Consider the following 20,607-nt stretch of genomic DNA (forward strand, 5'->3'; position numbering starts at 1 on the left):
AAACCAAAACCAATGAATTTTCAAGAAGAACTCCATTCCATTTTTGTTGAGGAGCAGGCTATTCCTGATGCCTTCCGTTTGGAAAAAGAGTTGCACCAGCGCGAATACCTGAGCAATGGGAGCATGCATGCATGGGCAGGTGAAGTACATACGGTGATTTCTCCTGTTTACATCCGCACAGCAGAAGGTTTAAAACCTAAAGTGATCGGAACTTACCCGCTTTGTAGTGAGAAAGAGGCGATGGAAGCACTGGATGCAGCTGTACAGGCTTACAACAACGGTCGTGGGGAGTGGCCAACGATGAGCGTGGCCGACCGGATTGCCCACGTGGAAAAGTTCACCCACCGGATCATTGAAAAAAAGAATGAGGTGGTCAAACTGCTGATGTGGGAAATCGGAAAATCCTATGCTGATTCTGTAAAGGAATTTGACCGGACCGTAGAATACATTTATGCCACCATTGATGCCCTGAAGGACCTGGACCGTCAGTCTTCGCGTTTTACCATAGAACAAGGCATTGTCGCACAGGTGAGGCGTTCCCCATTGGGTGTGGTGCTGTGTATGGGACCTTTTAATTATCCCTTGAACGAGACCTTCACCACCCTGATCCCGGCATTGATTATGGGCAATACGCTCTTGTTCAAACCACCTAAACATGGTACTTTATTGCATTATCCTTTACTGGAAGCTTTCCGGGATTGTTTTCCAAAAGGTGTGGTGAACACGATTTATGGAAGGGGAAATAAGATTATTCCCGAGCTGATGAAATCCGGGAAAATCAATGTGCTTACACTGATCGGATCGAGTAAAGTTGCAAATGAACTCAAAAAACTGCATCCCAAAATCAACAGGCTCCGCGCCATTCTTGGGTTGGATGCGAAAAATGCAGCCATTATTACCGCACAGGCAGATTTGAAACTGGCCGTGCAGGAAACGGTTTTGGGTGCGCTTTCTTTTAACGGACAGCGTTGTACCGCCCTGAAAATTATATTTATCCACAGGTCTCTGGCCGACGAATTTCTGGAACAACTGTCCCAGGCTGTTGCCAAATTAAAAATCGGTATGCCCTGGGTGGAGGGCGTGGCTTTAACCCCATTGCCAGAACCACAGAAACCAGCTTATCTGAAGGAATGTATAGAAGATGCGCTGTCCCATGGTGCAAAAGTGGTCAATGAACATGGTGGTTTGACGGCAGCTTCTTTTGTTTACCCCGCCATTGTTTATCCGGTAAACAACCGCATGAAACTCTATACGGAAGAACAATTCGGACCTGTCATTCCGGTGGTGCCTTTTGACGATCTGGAGGAAACGATTGAATACCTGATCGAATCTACGCACGGGCAGCAGGTGAGCATTTTTAGTAATGACGAAGAAGAAGTGGCCGCCCTGATTGACCCGCTGGTGAACCAGGTGAGTCGTGTGAACATCAATTGTCAGTGTCAGCGTGGTCCGGATGTGTTTCCTTTTACGGGCAGAAAGGACAGTGCCGAAGGAACTTTGTCTGTGGTAGATGCCCTACGGTCTTTTTCGATCCGATCACTGGTGGCCAGTAAATTAAACGAAAGCAATAAAAAGCTGATCAACGAAATTATAGACAGCAACAGTTCTAATTTTTTAAGTACTAAATACCTGTTCTGATCAAAACCAGGGCTGTTTGCTTAAAGCAGGCAGCCTTTTTTATTTGGTAGAATTCCGGGCAATCAGACTGGATTTTAAAACTGTCGTGGCTTTAGAATCTTCCATCGCCCTGCGTTCAATAATATTAAACAACACTTCCGCACATTTTTTACCAATGTCGAAGGCAGGTTGGGTAATGGTGCTTAAGGATGGGCTGAGCAGGGGGGCCGTAGCCAGATTGGAAAAACTGATGAGTTTGATTTTTTCCGGGATGTTCAGGTTCAGTTCATTACAAACCAGATAAGAGGTGACCGCCAGTTTTTCGACCGATGCAAAAATACCATCTGGGGGATTTGCCGACTGTAACAGGTTTTTGATCTGCTGGTGGTTTTCTTCTTCTGTGCCCGAACAGGTGAGGATCAATCCGGGTTCTGTTTTTATATGTTGTTCCAAAAGGGCATTCTGGAAACCTGCAAACCTTTTTTTACTGATGGAAAGGGTTTCAGAGACCTGTAAATAAGCGATCCTTTTACATCCTGCCTCGAGCAGGTGACGGGTCGCTTTATACCCGCTGTCGTAATCGTCTGTAGTAATTTTTGCGGTGTCGATCTGTTCGCAGATCCGGTCAAAGAAAACCAGGGGTATGCCTGTATCGTATAAATTTTTCAGGTGTTCTATGTCTTCTGTCTGACTGGTCACCGATATTAAAATGCCATCCACTCTTCCGCTGAGCAGGTGTTTTGCAATGGCCACTTCTTTTTTCAGGTCTTCATGGGTCAGGTAAATTAACACATGATAGCTCTTTTTCTGGGCGACTTCTTCTATGCCGTTAATGGCAAGGGTGAAAAAATTATTGTCTATTTCAGGAATGACCAGCGCAATGGTCTTGCTTTTTTGTTTTCTTAAACTGCTGGCATAAGGGTTAGGTTGATAACTCAACTTTTCTGCCATTTCCCTTACCCTCTGTTTGGTCTCGATACTGATCTCGTGGCTGTCATGCAGCGCGCGTGATACGGTCGAGGTAGAGAGCTTAAGTTCAGCTGCGAGTTGTTTTAAATTAATACCCATAGTCAAAGATAACAAACAAAAATAGTTTATATGGATAAGAATAAAAATGCAGATTTGGTTTTTTTCTTAAGTGTTAAATAGGTGTTTTTTAAGGTTTAGTTTTTAAAATGATTTGTTTTTGGTTTTAATATTGATGAAATGTTAATTTTTATGTTTACATGTTATTAAAATGTTAAAAATTAAAATAGTCTATTAAATTAGTAGATTATAATTTATATTTGCAGAGTAATGATTGAAAGATCACTGCAAAATTTAAAAACTCCGCCATGTGAATGGCATCAGCAGGTTCTCTGCTTAAAATATTAGATGTTTGGTTAGATCTAAGTTTTGTTTTGTTTGACAAAAAACCAGGTAGGATTGCCTGGTTTTTTTATTTGAAGTTCAACCTTGTTTTTAGAGTTTTTTATACACAACTGCTTTAATGAAGTTTTTATAGTACCTCTTCTGAATGATTTTTTTGAGTTTGTATTTTCTAAAGTAGACCCGGGTATCAATCAGTTCCCTGGCTTCTACATTGGAAACAACCCTGAAAAACAGGTACATGGTTTTTAATAAAAAACGCTGCCATAAATTATTTCTTTTTACCTGATTGCTGAAGTCTGAAAAGAGCCAGAGCCCTTCTGGTTTTAAAAGGCTGTTTAACTTGCTGAAAGCGGTTTCCATGGTTTCTTTCCCGAAATTATCAAAAAGAAAAGCCGTCATGATCACATCAAATTGCCTGCTTCCTTTATAATCTTCAATGGCCGTGTTGACAAATTCAATACTGTTGTTCCTCAGGTTCCTTTTTTGAGCCAGATGAATCATTTTTGAAGAGATTTCTATATAGGTAATGCGCAATCCTTCAGGATGAAGCTCTGCAATTTTGTTTAAGATCCAACCTGTCCCACCGCCGGCGATGAGTATTTTTGCACCGGGGGGAATATAGCCAAGCTGATCTGTTTGGGCATTGACTTGCGCTTTGAAAAATACGGCACGGCTTAGAAAATCATAATACCTGGCAATTCTGTTGTAGTTGTTGTTCATTTTTCAATTCACATAGGGATTCCCTAAGTTAGAACTATCTTTGGGGAATTGAAGGCAAAAAGACGATTGAAGGTCTGATGCTTTTCTGACAAAAAGATGATTTTGCGCAGAAAAAGAAACTGAACTCTTTTTTATTCTGCTTCAGTCAATACAAAGGTCTTCAGTTCTTTTTCAGAACCGTTAACGATGACTGAAAGCTGATGGGGTCCTGGATAAAATTTTCTGGTGGTGATGATTTTAAAACTCTGTTTTCTTTTGACCAGTACCCCTTCATTGGCCAGATAACTTTTTTCACTGATTTTAAAGACTTTTTTTGAAGGTTGTCCATTTAGCCTTTTATAATACAGAGCATACTCCAAACGGATAATCTGGGCTTTTTTGGATGTATTTTTAACATGAAATGAAAATTCCAAATGCTTACCTATGGCAACTTCAGGGCTCAGGACCTGAAAATTACTCCATTCCACTGCAGAGCTGTCCAGGGTATAATGGGCAAGTATATCCGGATGTCCCTGTTTGAGCAGGGTGCGGCAGCCATGTTTGATGATGGCATCGGTTTCTTTGCTGATCCCTTTCCATAGGGCAGCAATACCGAGCACGACCTGGGGGTGATCTTTAGAAATGTCGTTCAGGTTGTTGGCTACACTTTTACGCACAAAATCAGAAGGGTCATTTTTTAAATTCTCCAGTATGGGCAAAATAGGGGTAGGGTCTTTTTTCAGTTCAGGTAAAGCCATTGCCCAGGGTAATCTTGGTCTGCAACCTTCTGTTGCCAGTCTTCTGACTTTATGGTTTTCATGAAGGGACCAGATTTCCATCTGTTTGATCATACGCTGGCCATACTTCAATAAAAATGGCCTGACGGCAAATTCGCAACTGATAAACTGGGTGACAAACTCTATCGCCTCTACCGAAGCTTCAAAATGTTCCAGACCATGACATTCTATATAATCGGGTAAAAAAATAAAGACCAGTTCACCTCCGATACCATCTTTTTTCAGCTGTACAATGAGTGCTTTGAGCTGGGACGCTGCTATAGGAAAGTCAGCGGACAAAAATTCATGGATGACATTGGTGGTATGTCGCATTCGCTGTTTAAGTTCCATTTTACAGAAATCAGGAATGCAGGTCTTTTTTAAAAAAAGTGTTTTGTCAAAATCTGGAAGGACTTCCGCCAGGCTCCCGGCGAGGCTCCTGTAAAATGTTTCTGAATAAATGTCTTTTAATAATCCCATGAAGGTCAGTTGTTTGTTGTGCGATGTACGTTTGGTTACCCAAAGCTTAAAGTTAAACAAGTGCACCGGCTGTGCAGAAGGCATAACTGTCAGATTAATGCCATAAAGGAATAAATTATTTAGAATGATTCTAAGTAATGTATATTTGCCTTGTGCTTTGGTAACAGAAGTTCTGCAGAAGAATTTTTGACACCATACCGGGCATCCAGATGGAATATATTTGGTTAGATAAATAAAAGTCCTGTTTAGCCATACCATAAGGGTATGGCTAAGACAGGCACAATAAAGCCCCTGAAACTATGAGTGACAAAGGAAAAAGACCCCCAATTGTGCAGGCAGAACTTTACCTGAAATCAAAAGAATACATCACCCCACATTACATCCGGATTACTTTGACAGGAGCTGATGTGCCCCTTTTTGCCGGAACCACAATAGGGGTAAACAATAAAATCTTTATTCCGCCTGCAGGTGTGAACAAAGTGTTTTTTCCAGACTATAATTTTGAAAGCAATGAATGGACCTTTCCCCCGGAAGAGGTGAGACCTTCGGTTCGTACCTATACCCACCGGGGATTTGACCTGGATAAAAAAGAAATGATTATCGATTTTGTTTCTCATGGAGACAGCGGACCTGCTTCCGCCTGGGCCATTTCGGCAAAAGAAGGTGATCCTTTGGGGGTTGCTATGAAAGCAGCCCCGACTGAGCTCTATCCACAGGCAGACTGGTACCTGCTGGTTGCTGACGCAACAGGTATTCCCGTCATTGCAGCCATACTGGAGCGCTTACCGGAAAATGCGAAAGGCATTGCGCATATTGAAGTACAGAGCCCTCAGGACGAGCAACTGCTGAAAGCCCCTTCCGGTATAAAAATCAACTGGTTGCACAATGCCCATCCGGGAGCGCAGGATCTTTTGTCAGCGGTTGTCCGTTCTACAGATTTGCCGGATAAAGCCAGTGGAAGCCGTTTCGGTTATGTCGCGGCAGAATTTTCCAGTGTAAAAGACATTCGTCAGTTTTTGCGGAAGGAACAGAACTGGAGCACCGAAGAACTGTATGCCTATTCTTACTGGAAGTTTGGTGTCAGCGAAGAGGGGTCGGTGAAAGACAGGCACCAGGAGCAGCAGGAAGCAAAACACCTGGCTTAAAAAATAAAATAAAAGGAGGCACCTGCTTCCTTTTATTGTTTTTGGGGCGCTATTGAGTAGCCTGACGTAATATCTTTGCGATAGAAATGAAAAGCTAAAGGGATTGCTTAAACATTTATATTTTTATCTTAGCTTCTGTTTAATTAAAACATAAGCCCGGATAAAATAACCTGCATGAAACCTATCTTCCTATTCGCATGCATCCTGATGAGCGGGATGAAACTGGACGCACAAATTTTAAAATACAGCAATTCCAATGAGGCTTGGAATGCCGATTCGTTGGGTAACCACAGGGTTGTGGTTCAGTTCAAGGGTTCAGGCAGAATTGCCCATGTGCTGGTCAATTGGCGCAGAAGGGATGATCAGCCCCAGAAAAAAGCCATCATCGTTACCGATGCAAGCGGTCAGAGGATCACTAAGGTGCATACTGCGAATGTGAATAGGGAAAGTGGGGAAATCTGGTTTGAAACTTCAGGGGGAGCTGGTGATTATTACCTTTATTACCTGCCCTATAAAAATGAAGGCCGCAGCAATTACCCCAAAGGGGTGTACCTGAAGCCTGCTGAAAGTGCCGAGGCCAGCTGGATTGCAAAGACCGAAAATGTGCCGGTTAATGCAGTAGCGAAGGAAATACAGGCCATCAATGCCTTCAATAGTTTTTATCCCATGGAGGTGATTGCCACAAAAAAGGAAACGGCTTTGCTGCGCAGAACGAATTCTGGTAAGGGATTTATGGTTTTTCCGGAAGACAGAATGTTTCCCATTAAAATGGAAAAAGACCTGCCTTATCGTTGGATAGAAAGAAAAAGCGACTACCGTTTTTCAGCAACTGCCGACAGGGGAGAATATTATGCCCTGCAACTGGGAATTTATGCCATTGAAGACCTTAAATCAGTAAAGATCCGTTTTGGGGATTTAAAAAATGCAGCGGGTCAGCGGATTTCCGCTACAGTGATGAACTGTATCAATACAGATGGGACCACCTATGACAACCTGCCCTTAAAGAAAAACGTGCAGGTCGGAAAATCCAGGGTGCAGGCCATGTGGTGTATGGTGAATATTCCGGACGGACAGCAGGCCGGGACCTATAAGGGACATTTTACCGTTCAGGCAGCGGGTTTTCCAGACCAGATGGTGCCTATTGAGTTGAGGGTTAGTGGGAAACAAGCCATTGCACACGGATTGAACGAGCCTGTGAAACAAAGCCGCTTAAACTGGCTGAATTCGGCCCTGGCTCAGGAAAATAAAGTAGTTGCTCCCTATATTCCCTTAAAAACAGAAGGCAACAGCATTAGCCTTTTAGGCCGGAAACTGGACATCAACGAGGATGGTTTTCCCAAACAGATTCAGACTTTCTTTAATACCGAAATGACGGGTTACACCGAAAAAGGGAATAACATTCTTGCCGAACCTATTCATTTTCATTTTTATAACGATGCTAAAAAACAAGAAAAGTTTAAGGCAGAAAACCTGGTCCTGACAGAAAAAACACCGGGCACGGTAAAATGGACGGCAAACAGTATTTCTGAACACCTCAGAATGGACGTGGCTGGCAGCCTGGAATTTGATGGCTATGTGCATTATACCGTAAAAGTGACTGCACTGGCTGATGTGAACTTCAGCAATGTAAATTTTCATATTCCTTTTGAAAAAACAGCAGCTAAGTACCTGATGGGACTGGGCGAAAAGGGTGGGCTGAGACCCGATACATTGAAATGGAAATGGGATGTGGCCCATAAAAATCAGGATGCCCTATGGGTAGGTGCAGTGAATGCCGGATTGTATTATAACCTCAGGGACGAAAATTATTCCAGGCCATTGAATACCAATTTTTACCTGCAAAAACCATTGGTTCTGCCAAAATCATGGGGCAATGAAAATAAAGGAGGGATCCAGGTCAATGAAAAAGGCAAGTCCATCCTGGCAGACAATTACACAGGAAGCCGCTCGATGAAAAAAGGAGAAGAACTGTATTTTAATTTCAATTTACTGATTACACCTTTTCATCCCCTGAATACCGATTTTCAGTGGGACAACCGTTTTTATCATAAATACAATAACCTGGATTCGATAAAGGCAACTGGGGCAACAGTGGTGAACATCCATCACGCAACACCTGTTAACCCCTGGATCAATTATCCTTTCATTGAGTCAAAAAAAATGAAAACTTACATCGATGAAGCTCATTCAAAGGGCTTAAAAGTGAAAATTTACAATACGGTCCGGGAGCTTTCCAACCATGCTTATGAGTTGCCTGCTTTAAGAAGCCTGGGAACAGAAGTTTATTCGGCCGGAAAAGGAGGTGGTTTCAGCTGGTTGCAGGAGCACCTGGACAGCAATTATATTGCGGCCTGGTTTGTTCCGGAAATTAAGGATGCGGCAATCATTAACAGCGGAATGAACCGCTGGCACAATTACTATGTGGAAGGTATGAACTGGCTGGTACAACAGGTGGGCATAGATGGGATTTACTTGGATGACGTTGCTTTTGACCGGGTAACCATGAAAAGAATTAAACGGGTGCTGACAGCGGGCGGTCATCCTGGTATTATTGACCTTCATTCTGCAAATCAATACAATAAAAGTGACGGCTTTAACAACAGTGCCATTCTGTATATGGAACATTTTCCTTACCTGAACCGTTTGTGGTTTGGGGAGTATTTTGATTATCAGAAAAATGATCCGGATTTCTTTCTGACCGAAGTCAGTGGTGTGCCCTTTGGACTGATGGGAGAGATGTTGCAGGATGATGGCAACCCATGGCGGGGAATGCTGTACGGTATGACCAGCAGGTTGGGCTGGTCAACGGGGAGCGATCCCAGGCCATTGTGGAAAGCCTGGTCGGATTTTGGGATGAAAGGATCGGAAATGATTGGTTACTGGTCGGAGAATTGTCCGGTAAAAACAGACCATGCAAAGGTTCTGGCTACAGTATTTAAAAAGAAAGATCAGGTACTGATTTCGCTGGCCAGCTGGGAGAGCTCGGATGTAGAGGTTGCTTTACAAATCGACTGGACCAAATTAGGGCTGGATCCTGGAAAAGTAAGTATCAGCGCCGCTGAAATTGCACATTTTCAAAAAGCAGGAAATTTTAAGACTGGGGAACGTATTCCGGTAGAAAAAGGGAAGGGCCTGTTGCTGAGGGTGCAATAATTGAATATTAGAAATGACCTGTTTTAAACAGGCATTATGTTTGTAAGGTAAGCATACAACAAAGGCCATGAACATAAGTACCTTCAGCGCATTTAAAAGCCGTAACTACCGTTTGTATTTTAGTGGACAATCCATTTCACTGATCGGTACATGGATGCAAAAAACTGCTGTAAGTTGGGTAATTTATGCTGAGACACACTCCAAGTTCATGCTGGGCCTGAGCCTGTTTGCAAGCCTGTTTCCGTCTTTTGTTTTTTCTTTCCTGGGCGGGGTGGTTTCAGACCGTTACAACCGCTATAAAGTATTGCTCATTACCCAGGTGGCCTCTATGGTGCAGGCCCTGCTGTTGACGGCGCTGATTTTTTTTAAAAATTTTTCTGTCTGGGAAATTATTGCCCTCAGCGCCTTACTGGGCCTGATCAATGCTTTTGATGTCCCCGCCCGGCAATCTTTGGTTTACGATATGGTAGACAATAAGGAAGATTTACCCAATGCGCTGGCCCTTAATTCGTCTATGGTGAATTTATCCCGCCTGATTGGTCCCGGGATTGCTGGGCTGGTGCTGGAAAAATTCGGGGAGGACATTTGTTTTGGGATCAATGCGTTTAGTTTTGTTGCGGTCATTGGTTCTTTGCTGATGATGAAATTGCCTGTCTTTGTCCCGAAAGTTCATACCAAAAATATTGTAGGAGAGCTGAAAGAAGGCTTTGCTTATATCAAAAAAACGCCCTCCATTGCTTTTGTCCTGCTCATGCTGGCCCTGATCAGTTTACTGGTATTGCCTTACAGTACGCTGATACCGGTGTATGCAAAAGATATTTTTAAAGGAACGGCATCAACTTTTGGGGTCATTGACAGTGCTATTGGGCTAGGGGCCTTTTGCGGGGCCATTTACCTGGCTTCCTTAAAACCAGGAAGGGACCTGAGAAAAATCCTGGCCAGAAATACCCTGATCTTTGGAGCCGGGCTATTGATGTTTTCACATACCAGCTATTATCCTTTAGCCCTTCTTTTTGCCGGGATTACCGGCTTTGGGATGATGTCCCAGATCACCATTAGTAATACCCTGATCCAGACTACCGTTGATCCGGCCATGCGGGGAAGGGTCATCAGCTTTTATGCCATGGCCTTTTTTGGGATGCAACCGCTTGGAGGTTTGCTGATCGGATTGGTTTCCCAATGGGTGGGAACACCGGATACGGTTTTGATTCAGGGTTTAATTACCCTGTTGATCGGGGTTTTATTACTTCGTTTTCTAAGACAGAGTCGCAAAAAAAGGCAGGCTTACCGGGAAAGTATTTCTGCTGAAAGAGATTGAATTTTTGTCCGGAAACGGCTGCTTAGCGGGCAAGCAGCACCCCGGCAATTCCGCAAAGGGCCTTAATTAAAATAAGGCCGTCTATGACAATCAGGTAAAAAAGAATGTTCTTTTTTTTGTGTAGGGTATAAGCCACAAGGATGGTCAGCAAAAAAGGGAGCAGGTTAAACAGGACACTGATCAGTTTAAAATGCTGCGTATAGGCAAAAATGCAAAGAGAAAACATGCCTATACACAATAAAGGGATCAATACCTGGAAAATGGTTTTCCTTAAACCCATGCGCACCACGAAGGTTTTAAGCTGTTTATTGGCATCAATTTCATAATCCTTAATGTCAAACATGATTGCATTTACGGTGCAGAACATCCAGTTTTTTACAAAAAGCCATAACCAGAAAATATTTTCTGTGCCACCTATTCCTTTTTCTATCTTAAGAACAATCAGGGGCAGAACATTTGCGGTGCATGCCCATACGAATCCGATAATAAAAGGCTTTAACCATCCGGTATTCCTAAGGTTAAGGTTAAAGAAATAGGAAGGCAGCAAGCCATAATATAATGCGGCGGCCAGTAAGATCAAACAGACAATGAGCCAGTAGTATACCGGCAGGTGAAAAATTGCATAAAAGTTGTGTACAAAAAGATACAAAAAGATCAGCAGACTGGCTGCAGATAAAAGGATTTGGCTCCAGCGGACGAAATCTGCATGCTGCGCATACCATCTGATTCTTGGGTTGGAAGAGGTACTTAGTTTATTGACCCCCATATAGGCATAGGTATAGTACACGATAGGGGCAAGGGAAATCAGCAGGTAATACCAAAAAGAATTGAAGGGTAACTTCAGCTGGATACTCGATTCAAGGCTTAAGGCCAAAGCCAGCAAACCGATAAAGTAGTTCCCGAAAAATATGGATTTAATAAGTTTTAAGCCCATGGGCAGCTGGCATGATTTCTACGGGTGAAATTAAGAAATTTAGCTGCAAAACAAACATACCTTGCTGTAAGGCAGCGCTATTTTTGCTGAATCTTTTGCCAATGGGGCAAAGTGTGCTGGTAACACTTTGGTTAATTTTGAATTTAGGCACCCTGCTTAAGGAATTTAGGGCTATATTAATGGCCGGAACGCCCTTAAATAAGGAAGCCTTCCTTAAAATAGACCAACAAAAAATAAAAGAGATGTTAAAAAAGAACCTGCTTTTTGGATGGCTGATCCTTTGTGTACAACTGGTGAATGCTCAATCTTCGAGGCGTTTAATTCAAAACTGGGAATTTCTTAAGGGAGATCTTGGTGGGGTATGGGAAGCGGTAAGGCCCGTAAAAGAAGGCAACCCTGAAAGTTTGCCGATTTGGGAAAAAGTACAGCTTCCTCATTGTTTTAATGCACATGACGCTGTTGATCCGGATGTGAATTATTATCAGGGTCCAGGCTGGTACCGGACCAATCTGGAGCTGAGCAATCCCTATTCAACCGGAAGGACCCTGCTTCATTTTGAAGGTGCAGGTCAGAAGAGTGCAGTATACATTTACACCACCAAAGTAGCAGAGCATGTGGGCGGCTATGATGAATGGACAGTTGATTTGACAGAGGCCATTGAAAATTTTAAAAAATTACCGGTTTTTAAATCGCAGTTTAAGGGTAAAATTCCATTGGAGATCCGCTGCGATAATTCCAGGGACCTGGAAATGATTCCTTCCAATCTTTCTGATTTTAATGTATATGGAGGGTTGTACCGCTATGTAAACCTGGTTTATACCCCTGCACTGTCTGTTGATAAATTGTTTGCCTCTGCCCGGACCGATGTAAAAGGATCCAGTGGTCAACTAAGTGTTAAAGCCCGTTTAAGAAATCCGGCTCATATCGCTTCGGCCCTGGTGCAGGTTAAAGTCAATGACCCTTCGGGTAAAACCGTCTATCAATACAGTAAGCAACTGAATACATTTAAAAGCGATTCCCTGCTCACAGAAAACACCATAAAATCCCCAAAACTCTGGTCGCCGGAAAACCCGCAGTTGTATAGCGTAAGCATGACGGTTACTGCTGGGGCTGAAAGTTATACCCAGACTGAGAAGGTAGGCTTCAGAAATTTTGAGTTTGTGAAAAAGGGGCCTTTTATGCTCAATGGAAAACGCCTGCTGCTTCGTGGAACACACCGTCATGAAGACCATGCGGATGTTGCTGCGGCCATGACTGAAGACATGATCCGTACAGAGATTAAAATGATGAAGGAAATGGGGGTCAATTTTATCCGTTTGGGGCACTATCAGCAGTCCCGGATTGTACTGAACCTTTGTGACAGTTTAGGGATCCTGGTCTGGGAAGAAATTCCCTGGTGCAGGGGCGGTTTGGGTGGCCCGGTTTATCAGCAACAAGCCAAACGCATGCTCACCAATATGGTGGAACAGCATTACAATCATCCTTCCATCATCATCTGGGGAATGGGAAATGAGAACGACTGGCCGGGCGATTTTCCTGAATTCGACCAGCAAAAAATCAGGGCTTTCATGAAAGAGCTGAACGACCTTTCCCATCAGCTTGACCCTTCCAGAAAGACGGCCATACGCCGATGTGATTTTTGTAAAGACATTGTTGATGTTTATTCTCCTTCCATTTGGGCAGGTTGGTACCGTGGGAATTATACGGAATATAAGTCCGTTTCTGAAGAAGAGTTTAATAAAGTAGATCATTTTCTGCATGTAGAGTGGGGAGGTGACAGTCATGCCCGCAGACATTCTGAAAATCCGGACAATGCTTTAAGTAAAATTAAAACTGGTGGGGGTGCTGATGAAAGGGCTGGGGACGCTTCGTTATATGGTGGTGCTGCCCGTGTTTCAAAAGATGGCGACTGGAGTGAAAGTTACATCAGCAATTTAATTGACTGGCACTTAAAGGAACAGGAAACCATGCCATGGTTAAGTGGCGCTGCTTACTGGCCGTTTAAAGATTTTTCTACACCGGTCAGGCCCGAAAACCCGGTTCCTTATGTGAATCAAAAAGGCGTGGTGGAAAGGGATTTTACCAAAAAAGAAGCTTTTTATGTATTCCAGTCCTACTGGACAAGCACACCTATGGCGCATATTTATGGGCACAGCTGGCCGGTGCGCTGGGGAGAAGAGGGTGAAGAAAAGATGGTAAAAGTGTATTCCAACTGCGATGAAGCCGAGCTGTTTGTAAATGGTAAAAGTTATGGAGTAAAGAAAAGAAACAGTCAGAATTTTCCTGCGGCAGGGCTTCGCTGGCAAGTAGCGATGAATCAGGGACAATATACTTTTAAGGTAGTGGCCAGAAAAGGAAAAGTAACTGTTACCGATGAAATTGTACAGGAATATCAAAGTCAAAAATGGGCTAAACCAGCAAAGCTGGTCCTTGAAAAACTGGAAGAAAAAGAGGGTATAGCGACCATACAGGTAAAAGCATTGGATGCGGCCGGATTGATTTGTCTGGATGCCATTAATCTGGTTGAATTTTCCCTAACGGGTGATGGAAAGCTAATCCAGGACCAGGGGACTTCTACCGGTTCTAGAAAAGTACAGCTTTACAACGGACGGGCATTGATCAGATTAAAAACAAACGGTGGCAAAAGCATAGCCGGAGTGAAATCTGCAGGCTTGCCAACCGTTTTTGTTAATTTGTAAAAAATGTTTTTTGGATCATATTAAGGTGCAGGTTGATAAGTAATCTGGAAAGTTTCGGCATTCTGTCCGGTTAAAGTGAACTGATCGGGATAGTCATTTGTTTTGTACTGGTAAAGGAAAGTGAAATTTTTGGCCGCAATTGTACCTTCTCTGCTCAAAAGATTATGGGCGGCAGAAGCGAAAAATTTATGACGGCTTTCCAGTGAAAGGATAAAGGCATTTGCAATAGCACTGCAAATGCCTTTTTTTTGATCATAACGATAAGAATTGCTTTCCTGGGGAAGGGGAAAATCGATTTGCTCATTCACCAGGTTTGAAAGTTCGTCATAAAGCAGGGTCTTGCTGCTGAGCAGTTTTTTACCTGGATTATAGGATTTGATTTTGCTCACCTGGTCAGCGGAATTATACTCAAGGGTGTAATAACCTGTTGGCGTGGAGACAGGACCATTTTCCTTGAACTGGTTGACGGTGATGAGGCGTTGTTTTTCGTCCCGGAAAAAATCGGCCGTGTAGACAAGCTTGCCGTTTTCATAACTTTCAAACCCATTTATGAGCTGGTCTTTAGTGTACCTGATGACTTCTTTTGTTCCGCTTTTGTCTTCAATCTGGGAAAGCAGATTGGTGTTTGGAAGATACTTTAACAGAATGATCCGGGATTGTGACTCGAATTTTACCGGCAGCACAGGTCCATTGGCTTCTTCCTTTTTTTCTTGTTGTTCTTCTTTTCTGCAGGCTGTTTGCAAGCTGATGAAAAGCAACATCAGCTGGAGGATTGTTGTTGATTTTAATTTCATTGGATTTAATTGTTGAATGCTTAATGTGGATCAGATTTATTGAAATAAAAAATTTATTTTCTTTTATGTTTAATGCAATGTCGTTTTATTCTGTTTTTGGGATTTACCCGCACACCTAAAAAGGTAGGCAGATGTAGAGAAAGCCTTTAAAATTATCTGGGAATTCTTTTATATCTTCACCACTTGCTTAAAAGAAATGATATGAACAGGTTCCTTGCCCTTTTGTGTTTGTTGTGCTGCAATACCAGTCTGTGGGCAGCTAAAGTAGATACTGTAAGTACGTACAGTCCGTCTATGAAAAAACAGATTAAGGCCGTGGTGGTCCTTCCGGACACTTATAATCAGCAAGAGAATTTTCCGGTGGTTTACCTTTTACATGGCTATGGGGGGAACTATAGTAACTTTATCAATAAAATTCCGGCCATTAAAGAGGCTGCTGATCAATACCGTATGATTTTGGTCTGTGCAGATGGCAATGTCTCAAGCTGGTACCTTGACAGTCCGCAAGACAGCAGTTGGAAATATGAAACCTATATTTCAAAAGAATTGGTTGAGTGGATCGACGGTCATTACAAAACCAAAAAAGACCGTAGTGCCAGGGCCATTACAGGTTTAAGCATGGGGGGCCATGGGGCCTTGTCTATGGCAATTAAGCACCAGCAGGTTTTTGGTGCCGCCGGGAGCATGAGCGGCGGAGTCGACTTCCGGCCATTTCCGGAAAACTGGGATTTGAGTAAAAGATTGGGACCTTATGCCAGCTACCCGGAAAGATGGAAAGAAAACTGCGTGATTGAAATGGTGCATTTACTGAGTAAAGATAAACTGGCCCTGATCTTTGATTGCGGCAAAGACGATTTCTTTTATCCGGTCAATAAGGCCTTGCATGAAAAACTGACTTATTACAACATTCCCCACGACTTTATCAGCCGTCCGGGTAACCATAGTTGGGCATATTGGTCCAATTCTATCGCTTATCAGCTGCTTTATTTTTCAAAATTTTTTGCTGTCAAACCGCTTGTAAACTAGTTTTTTAAGGGTTTGGAATAAAATTTTAAAAATATTAAGCCTATAAAGACTATATATCCTATATACTTTATATATTTGTGGCATGAACAAAACAACCACGATTAAAAATATGATGATGCCCCTATGTTGTAAAAGCATAGCTTAAGACTGTTTATGGGGTAAAATATAGGAGCTTCTTCAGTCTAACCAACGGAGAAGTTTTTTTTTAATCAAAAATTTAGACTAACATGCAAAGTTTTAGAACAGAACTTGAAAATCCTGTCGTTGAAAAGGATATTATCGACCTGGAGAAAAAGATCCGTCTTTTCAGGGAAGGACGGATTCATGATGAAAAATTCAGAAGCCTTCGTCTGGCCAGGGGAATTTACGGTCAGAGACAGCCAGGGGTACAGATGATCCGGATCAAGCTCCCATTTGGAAAAGTCACCTTCCGGCAATTGCTGAAAATTGCAGATGTGGCCGATGAATATGGCAGCGGAAACCTGCACCTGACCACCCGCCAGGATATTCAGATGCATTATGTAAGCCTGGACCGTACCCCGGAGCTCTGGGAGCAGTTGGAAAGAGACGACATTACTTTGCGTGAAGCCTGTGGAAATACAGTTAGAAATGTAACTTCCTCTCCGGATGCTGGAATTCATCCGAATGAACCTTTTGATGTTTCTCCATATGCCCATGCCGTATTTTCTTATTTTCTGAGAAATCCCATCTGTCAGGAAATGGGACGGAAAATTAAAATCTCCTTCTCTTCTACAGAAAAAGATACCGCATTCAGTTATATCCATGATCTTGGCTTTATCCCTAAATTAAATGAAAAAGGAGAAAGAGGCTTTAAAGTGCTTTTTGCAGGTGGTTTGGGTGCTCAACCTTTCCTTGCTTCTGCGGTACATGAGTTTTTACCTGAAGATCAGCTGATCCCTTATACAGAGTCGGTGCTCCGGGTGTTTGACCGCTACGGGGAAAGAAACAACAGAAATAAAGCAAGACTGAAATACCTGGTGCAGAAACTGGGCCTGGAAGAAGTTTTACAATTGATAGAAGCAGAAAGGATAGCCAATAAATCCAAAAGCTATAAGGTGGACCTTCAGGCAGTAAGCCTGCCGGAACCTCCTGCGTTAACCGACCTGCCGGAAACCATTGCAGCCCCTGGTTTGGCTTACCAGCACTGGCTGGCCACGAATGTTTTTGAACAAAAACAGCAAGGTTTTTATGGGGTATATGTAAAAGTACGTGTCGGTGACATCCGGACTTTTCAGGCCCGGGACCTGGTAGAGGCCATACAGCCCTATGTAGCCGATGAGATCAGGATTACCCAAAACCAGGGCTTGCTGTTGAAATTTGTGCGTAAACAGAGCCTGCCGTTGTTGTACAGTAAGCTGGATGCACTTGGTTTTGCTGCCCCGGGCTTTGACAGTCTGGCAGATGTAACCACTTGCCCGGGAACAGATACCTGTAACCTTGGAATTTCCAACAGTATGTCACTCGCGGCAACATTGGAAGAGTTGGTTTATGAAGAATATCCTTCACTGACCTATAACAAAGACATTAAAATTAAAATCAGCGGCTGTATGAACTCCTGTGGCCAGCATGGTTTGGCGCACATTGGTTTTCACGGAAGTTCAGTAAAGGCGAATGGAAAAGTGGTGCCTGCCGTGCAGGTCATGCTTGGAGGCGGAACCGTTGGAAACGGAGAAGGAAGGGTTGCTGAAAGGGTGATTAAAGTGCCTTCCAAAAGGGCAACTGCTGTACTGAGAACAATACTGGACGATTATCATCAGCAGGCTGAGGCTTCAGAAAGTTTTCACAGCTATTATGACCGCTTAAGCAAAGATCATTTTTACCAGTTGTTGAAACCCCTGGCCGATCTGAGCAATTTAAAAGAAGAGGAATTTGTAGACTGGGGCCATGAGGAAACCTTTGAAACCGCCATTGGGGTGGGTGAATGCGCGGGTGTAGTGATCGATCTGGTGGCCACATTGCTGCTGGAGGGAGAAGAAAAACTAGGCTGGGCCCAGGCTTCTTACCAGGCCGGTGCCTGGTCAGATGCCATATACCATAGCTATAGTGTGCTGGTGAATACCGCAAAAGCCCTGTTGCTGGACAAAGGCATCAACAGCAGTACCCAGGCCGGGGTCATCCGGGAATTTGACAGCAATTATGTCGAAAACGGGGAAATACCATTGGGAAGTTCCTTCTCTGAACTGGTTTTACAAATCAATAAACACGAACCATCCGAAGCCTTTGCGACCACTTACCTGGAACAGGCAGAAGAATTTTATCAGACCATAAAAGCGAAAAGGGAGGCGCAGTTCAATGAGCAGCACGGTTAAAATAAATAAAGAACCCCGGATTACCCTTGTAGGTGCCGGGCCGGGAGATCCGGAACTGATTACAATGAAAGGGGCAAATGCCTTAAAATCGGCAGATGTGATTCTCTATGATGCCCTGGTGGACGAAGGGATACTGTCTTACGGTAATCCACAGGCCATCCGGATTTATGTAGGCAAAAGATCTGGTGAACATTCCTTTTCCCAAGAAAAGATCAATAAACTAATGGTCGATTATGCTTTAAACTATGGACATGTGGTTCGCTTAAAAGGCGGGGACCCCTTTGTTTTTGGCCGGGGCTATGAAGAACTCGATTACGCGGCCGGCTACAGTATTCCGGTACAGGTAATCCCCGGGCTGTCCAGTTCCATTTCCGTTCCGGGGCTGCAGCAAATTCCGGTTACGCACCGGGGCCTGAGTGAAAGTTTTTGGGTAGTTACCGGTACCACTGCTTCCGGGCATATTTCCAGTGATCTTTATGAGGCTGCCAGAACCAAAGCGACTGTAGTGGTGCTGATGGGACTGGGTAAACTCAAAGAGATTGTCCGCTTATTTCAAAATGAAGGCAAAAGCAAACTTCCTGTAGCTGCCATACAAAGTGGCTCTACAAAAGAAGAAAAGCTGGCCGTAGGGATTGTGGACACAATCGAAGAACTGGTGGAAGAAAAAGGGATCAAAGCTCCGGCCTTACTGGTCTTTGGGGAGGTGGTTGCTTTACATCCTTCTTTCCAGCCGATCAAGGCATTTTATCAGGTGTTGAAAGCAGAAATTTAAATCAGCAGCATTTTGGAAGGCAACCACTTATTTCCCGTTTTTATCAAATTGAATACGATCCATACGCTGCTTATTGGTGCAGGGCCCATTGGGCTGGAAAAATTGAATGCCCTGTTGAGCAATAGCCCTGATGCCCGGGTGACCGTTGTGGCAACGCAGGTTTTGGAGGAAGTGAAACTGCTGGCGCTGGGTTTTCCAAATGTCCAGGTGCTGGAAAGGGCTTTTGACCCTCAGGATCTGAAAACGGCAGGCCTGGTCATTGCCGCGACCAATAACCAGGCACTGAATGAACAGGTCCGTCAGGCGGCAAGTGCTCAAAAAATCCTGGTCAATTTTGCAGATAAACCCGCGCTTTGTGATTTCTATTTGGGCTCCGTCGTAAAAAAGGGAGACCTTAAAATTGCGATTTCCACCAATGGAAAATCACCGACGATCGCCAAAAGGTTAAAAGAGACTTTAAATGCCGGTTTACCGGATGAATTAAACATAACCCTACAACAAATGCAGGAACTAAGAAATAAACTGGAAGGTGATTTTACTTCAAAAGTAAAGAAACTCAATAAGGTCACTTCGGTACTGATGGAAGACCAGAAACAAAGCGCGTCCAGATTGAGTTTAAAATGGTTGGTCTGGACTACGATTGTATTGTCGATTGCTGTAGTTGTTGCAGTTTTTTGGCATAAAGAGCCTGCCTTTCAGTCTTTTCTGGTCAATTTGAACCCCGTGTTCTATTGGTTTTTGCTGGGTGGTTTTGTTTTTGCCATGATAGACGGTGCCATTGGAATGTCTTATGGGGTAACCTCCACTTCCTTTTCCCTGGCCATGGGTATTCCGCCGGCCTCAGCAAGTATGGCTGTGCATTTGTCGGAGATACTCAGCAATGGAATTGCGGGCTGGATGCATTACCGGATGGGCAATGTGAACTGGAAGTTGTTTAAACTTCTCATCATTCCAGGGATTCTGGGTGCGGTAACAGGAGCTTATCTTTTGTCTTCGCTGGAACATTATAGCCAGTACACCAAGCCGCTGGTTTCTTTGTATACACTGATTCTGGGTGGGGTGATCCTGTCCAAAGCCTATAACGTAAACCGCCGAAGGACAAATGGTAAAATCAAAAAGATCTCTTTACTTGGTCTCTTTGGTGGTTTTATAGACGCAGTAGGCGGTGGAGGCTGGGGTTCTATTGTTTTGTCCAGTTTAATCGCAGGCGGAAGAAATGCCAGGTTCTCTTTGGGAACGGTAAAAATTACCCGGTTTTTTATTGCATCCATGAGTTCGCTGACTTTTATAACCATGCTGAACGGGGCACATTGGGAAGCCGTTGCCGGACTGGTGATCGGCAGTGCACTGGCAGCCCCGATTGCAGCAAGGGTTTCCAATAAAATATCCGTTAAAACCATTATGGTGGCCGTAGGCATTATTGTGATCCTGGTGAGCCTCAGGAGTATCCTAAGCTTTATTTTAAAAATGATTTAATCTTTCCTAAAGAAAGA

14 protein-coding genes are annotated in these 20,607 nt (G+C 43.5%); 9 read left to right on the forward strand and 5 right to left on the reverse strand.

The genetic code is table 11. From position 1 onward, the window contains the following. Nucleotides 1–12 precede the first annotated feature (12 nt). Complete coding sequence (locus B0O44_RS19180) at nt 13–1,638, forward strand: NADP-dependent glyceraldehyde-3-phosphate dehydrogenase (protein ID WP_110833718.1); 1,626 nt, start codon at nt 13–15, stop codon at nt 1,636–1,638. A 39-nt stretch (nt 1,639–1,677) separates the two neighbouring features. Here the strand turns inward: B0O44_RS19180 and B0O44_RS19185 are convergent, their stop codons facing one another. The 3 genes from B0O44_RS19185 to B0O44_RS19195 all read right to left on the reverse strand — a co-directional run bounded on the left by B0O44_RS19185 (nt 1,678) and on the right by B0O44_RS19195 (nt 5,027). Then, entirely contained in the window at nt 1,678–2,685 is a 1,008-nt protein-coding gene (locus B0O44_RS19185; RefSeq protein ID WP_110833719.1) for a LacI family DNA-binding transcriptional regulator, read from the reverse strand. Between the two features lie 393 nt (nt 2,686–3,078). Next, complete coding sequence (locus B0O44_RS19190; protein ID WP_110833720.1) at nt 3,079–3,708, reverse strand: class I SAM-dependent methyltransferase; 630 nt, start codon at nt 3,706–3,708, stop codon at nt 3,079–3,081. A gap of 131 nt (nt 3,709–3,839) precedes the next feature. Next, nucleotides 3,840–5,027 (reverse strand): DNA alkylation repair protein, encoded by a 1,188-nt coding sequence (locus B0O44_RS19195; RefSeq protein ID WP_245943721.1) that lies wholly within the window; start codon nt 5,025–5,027, stop codon nt 3,840–3,842. Nucleotides 5,028–5,242: 215 nt separating this feature from the next. Here B0O44_RS19195 and B0O44_RS19200 point away from each other — a divergent pair, with 215 nt between their 5' ends. The 3 genes from B0O44_RS19200 (at nt 5,243) to B0O44_RS19210 (ending at nt 10,559) form a co-directional block, all read left to right on the forward strand. After that, nucleotides 5,243–6,088, forward strand: a complete 846-nt coding sequence (locus tag B0O44_RS19200) for a siderophore-interacting protein (protein WP_110833721.1) — start codon at nt 5,243–5,245, stop codon at nt 6,086–6,088. A 174-nt stretch (nt 6,089–6,262) separates the two neighbouring features. Beyond that, nucleotides 6,263–9,241 carry a glycoside hydrolase domain-containing protein gene (locus tag B0O44_RS19205; RefSeq protein WP_110833722.1) on the forward strand — a complete coding sequence of 993 codons (2,979 nt, stop codon included), beginning with the start codon at nt 6,263–6,265 and terminating at the stop codon, nt 9,239–9,241. Nucleotides 9,242–9,308: 67 nt separating this feature from the next. Then, nucleotides 9,309–10,559 (forward strand): MFS transporter, encoded by a 1,251-nt coding sequence (locus B0O44_RS19210; RefSeq protein WP_110833723.1) that lies wholly within the window; start codon nt 9,309–9,311, stop codon nt 10,557–10,559. 22 nt (nt 10,560–10,581) lie between these two features. On the opposite strand, the gene B0O44_RS19215 is transcribed toward B0O44_RS19210, so the two are convergent. Beyond that, nucleotides 10,582–11,493, reverse strand: a complete 912-nt coding sequence (locus tag B0O44_RS19215) for a UbiA prenyltransferase family protein (RefSeq protein ID WP_110833724.1) — start codon at nt 11,491–11,493, stop codon at nt 10,582–10,584. A gap of 242 nt (nt 11,494–11,735) precedes the next feature. Here B0O44_RS19215 and B0O44_RS19220 point away from each other — a divergent pair, with 242 nt between their 5' ends. After that, nucleotides 11,736–14,192 (forward strand): glycoside hydrolase family 2 protein, encoded by a 2,457-nt coding sequence (locus tag B0O44_RS19220; RefSeq protein ID WP_110833797.1) that lies wholly within the window; start codon nt 11,736–11,738, stop codon nt 14,190–14,192. Between the two features lie 20 nt (nt 14,193–14,212). Here the strand turns inward: B0O44_RS19220 and B0O44_RS19225 are convergent, their stop codons facing one another. Continuing rightward, nucleotides 14,213–14,986, reverse strand: coding sequence for a hypothetical protein (locus B0O44_RS19225; protein WP_110833725.1), 774 nt, complete (start codon nt 14,984–14,986; stop codon nt 14,213–14,215). A gap of 201 nt (nt 14,987–15,187) precedes the next feature. On the opposite strand from B0O44_RS19225, the gene B0O44_RS19230 reads away from it, so the two are divergent. From B0O44_RS19230 to B0O44_RS19250, 4 genes are all read left to right on the forward strand, one after another. Then, nucleotides 15,188–16,012: an alpha/beta hydrolase gene (locus B0O44_RS19230; protein ID WP_110833726.1), complete on the forward strand. Its 825-nt coding sequence runs from the start codon at nt 15,188–15,190 to the stop codon at nt 16,010–16,012. A gap of 227 nt (nt 16,013–16,239) precedes the next feature. Then, on the forward strand, nt 16,240–18,342 hold the full coding sequence (locus B0O44_RS19240) for a HEPN domain-containing protein (RefSeq protein WP_110833728.1): 2,103 nt from the start codon (nt 16,240–16,242) through the stop codon (nt 18,340–18,342). Beyond that, nucleotides 18,326–19,114 carry a uroporphyrinogen-III C-methyltransferase gene (gene cobA / locus B0O44_RS19245; RefSeq protein ID WP_110833729.1) on the forward strand — a complete coding sequence of 263 codons (789 nt, stop codon included), beginning with the start codon at nt 18,326–18,328 and terminating at the stop codon, nt 19,112–19,114. Before B0O44_RS19240 ends, cobA begins: the two co-directional genes overlap by 17 nt. Nucleotides 19,115–19,126: 12 nt before the next feature. Then, entirely contained in the window at nt 19,127–20,590 is a 1,464-nt protein-coding gene (locus B0O44_RS19250; protein WP_110833730.1) for a TSUP family transporter, read from the forward strand. Nucleotides 20,591–20,607 lie beyond the last annotated feature (17 nt).

This window comes from Pedobacter nutrimenti, from assembly GCF_003208655.1.
GTDB lineage: Bacteria > Bacteroidota > Bacteroidia > Sphingobacteriales > Sphingobacteriaceae > Pedobacter > Pedobacter nutrimenti.

Bases quoted from the DNA above. Each gene is read 5' to 3' on its own strand.
- B0O44_RS19230 (WP_110833726.1), top strand. From the start codon at position 15,188: ATGAACAGGTTCCTTGCCCTTTTGTGTTTGTTGTGCTGCAATACCAGT.
- B0O44_RS19225 (WP_110833725.1), bottom strand. From the start codon at position 14,986: ATGAAATTAAAATCAACAACAATCCTCCAGCTGATGTTGCTTTTCATC.
- B0O44_RS19180 (WP_110833718.1), top strand. From the start codon at position 13: ATGAATTTTCAAGAAGAACTCCATTCCATTTTTGTTGAGGAGCAGGCT.
- B0O44_RS19185 (WP_110833719.1), bottom strand. From the start codon at position 2,685: ATGGGTATTAATTTAAAACAACTCGCAGCTGAACTTAAGCTCTCTACC.
- B0O44_RS19200 (WP_110833721.1), top strand. From the start codon at position 5,243: ATGAGTGACAAAGGAAAAAGACCCCCAATTGTGCAGGCAGAACTTTAC.
- B0O44_RS19240 (WP_110833728.1), top strand. From the start codon at position 16,240: ATGCAAAGTTTTAGAACAGAACTTGAAAATCCTGTCGTTGAAAAGGAT.
- cobA (WP_110833729.1), top strand. From the start codon at position 18,326: ATGAGCAGCACGGTTAAAATAAATAAAGAACCCCGGATTACCCTTGTA.
- B0O44_RS19190 (WP_110833720.1), bottom strand. From the start codon at position 3,708: ATGAACAACAACTACAACAGAATTGCCAGGTATTATGATTTTCTAAGC.
- B0O44_RS19210 (WP_110833723.1), top strand. From the start codon at position 9,309: ATGAACATAAGTACCTTCAGCGCATTTAAAAGCCGTAACTACCGTTTG.
- B0O44_RS19220 (WP_110833797.1), top strand. From the start codon at position 11,736: ATGTTAAAAAAGAACCTGCTTTTTGGATGGCTGATCCTTTGTGTACAA.
- B0O44_RS19205 (WP_110833722.1), top strand. From the start codon at position 6,263: ATGAAACCTATCTTCCTATTCGCATGCATCCTGATGAGCGGGATGAAA.
- B0O44_RS19215 (WP_110833724.1), bottom strand. From the start codon at position 11,493: ATGGGCTTAAAACTTATTAAATCCATATTTTTCGGGAACTACTTTATC.
- B0O44_RS19195 (WP_245943721.1), bottom strand. From the start codon at position 5,027: ATGCCTTCTGCACAGCCGGTGCACTTGTTTAACTTTAAGCTTTGGGTA.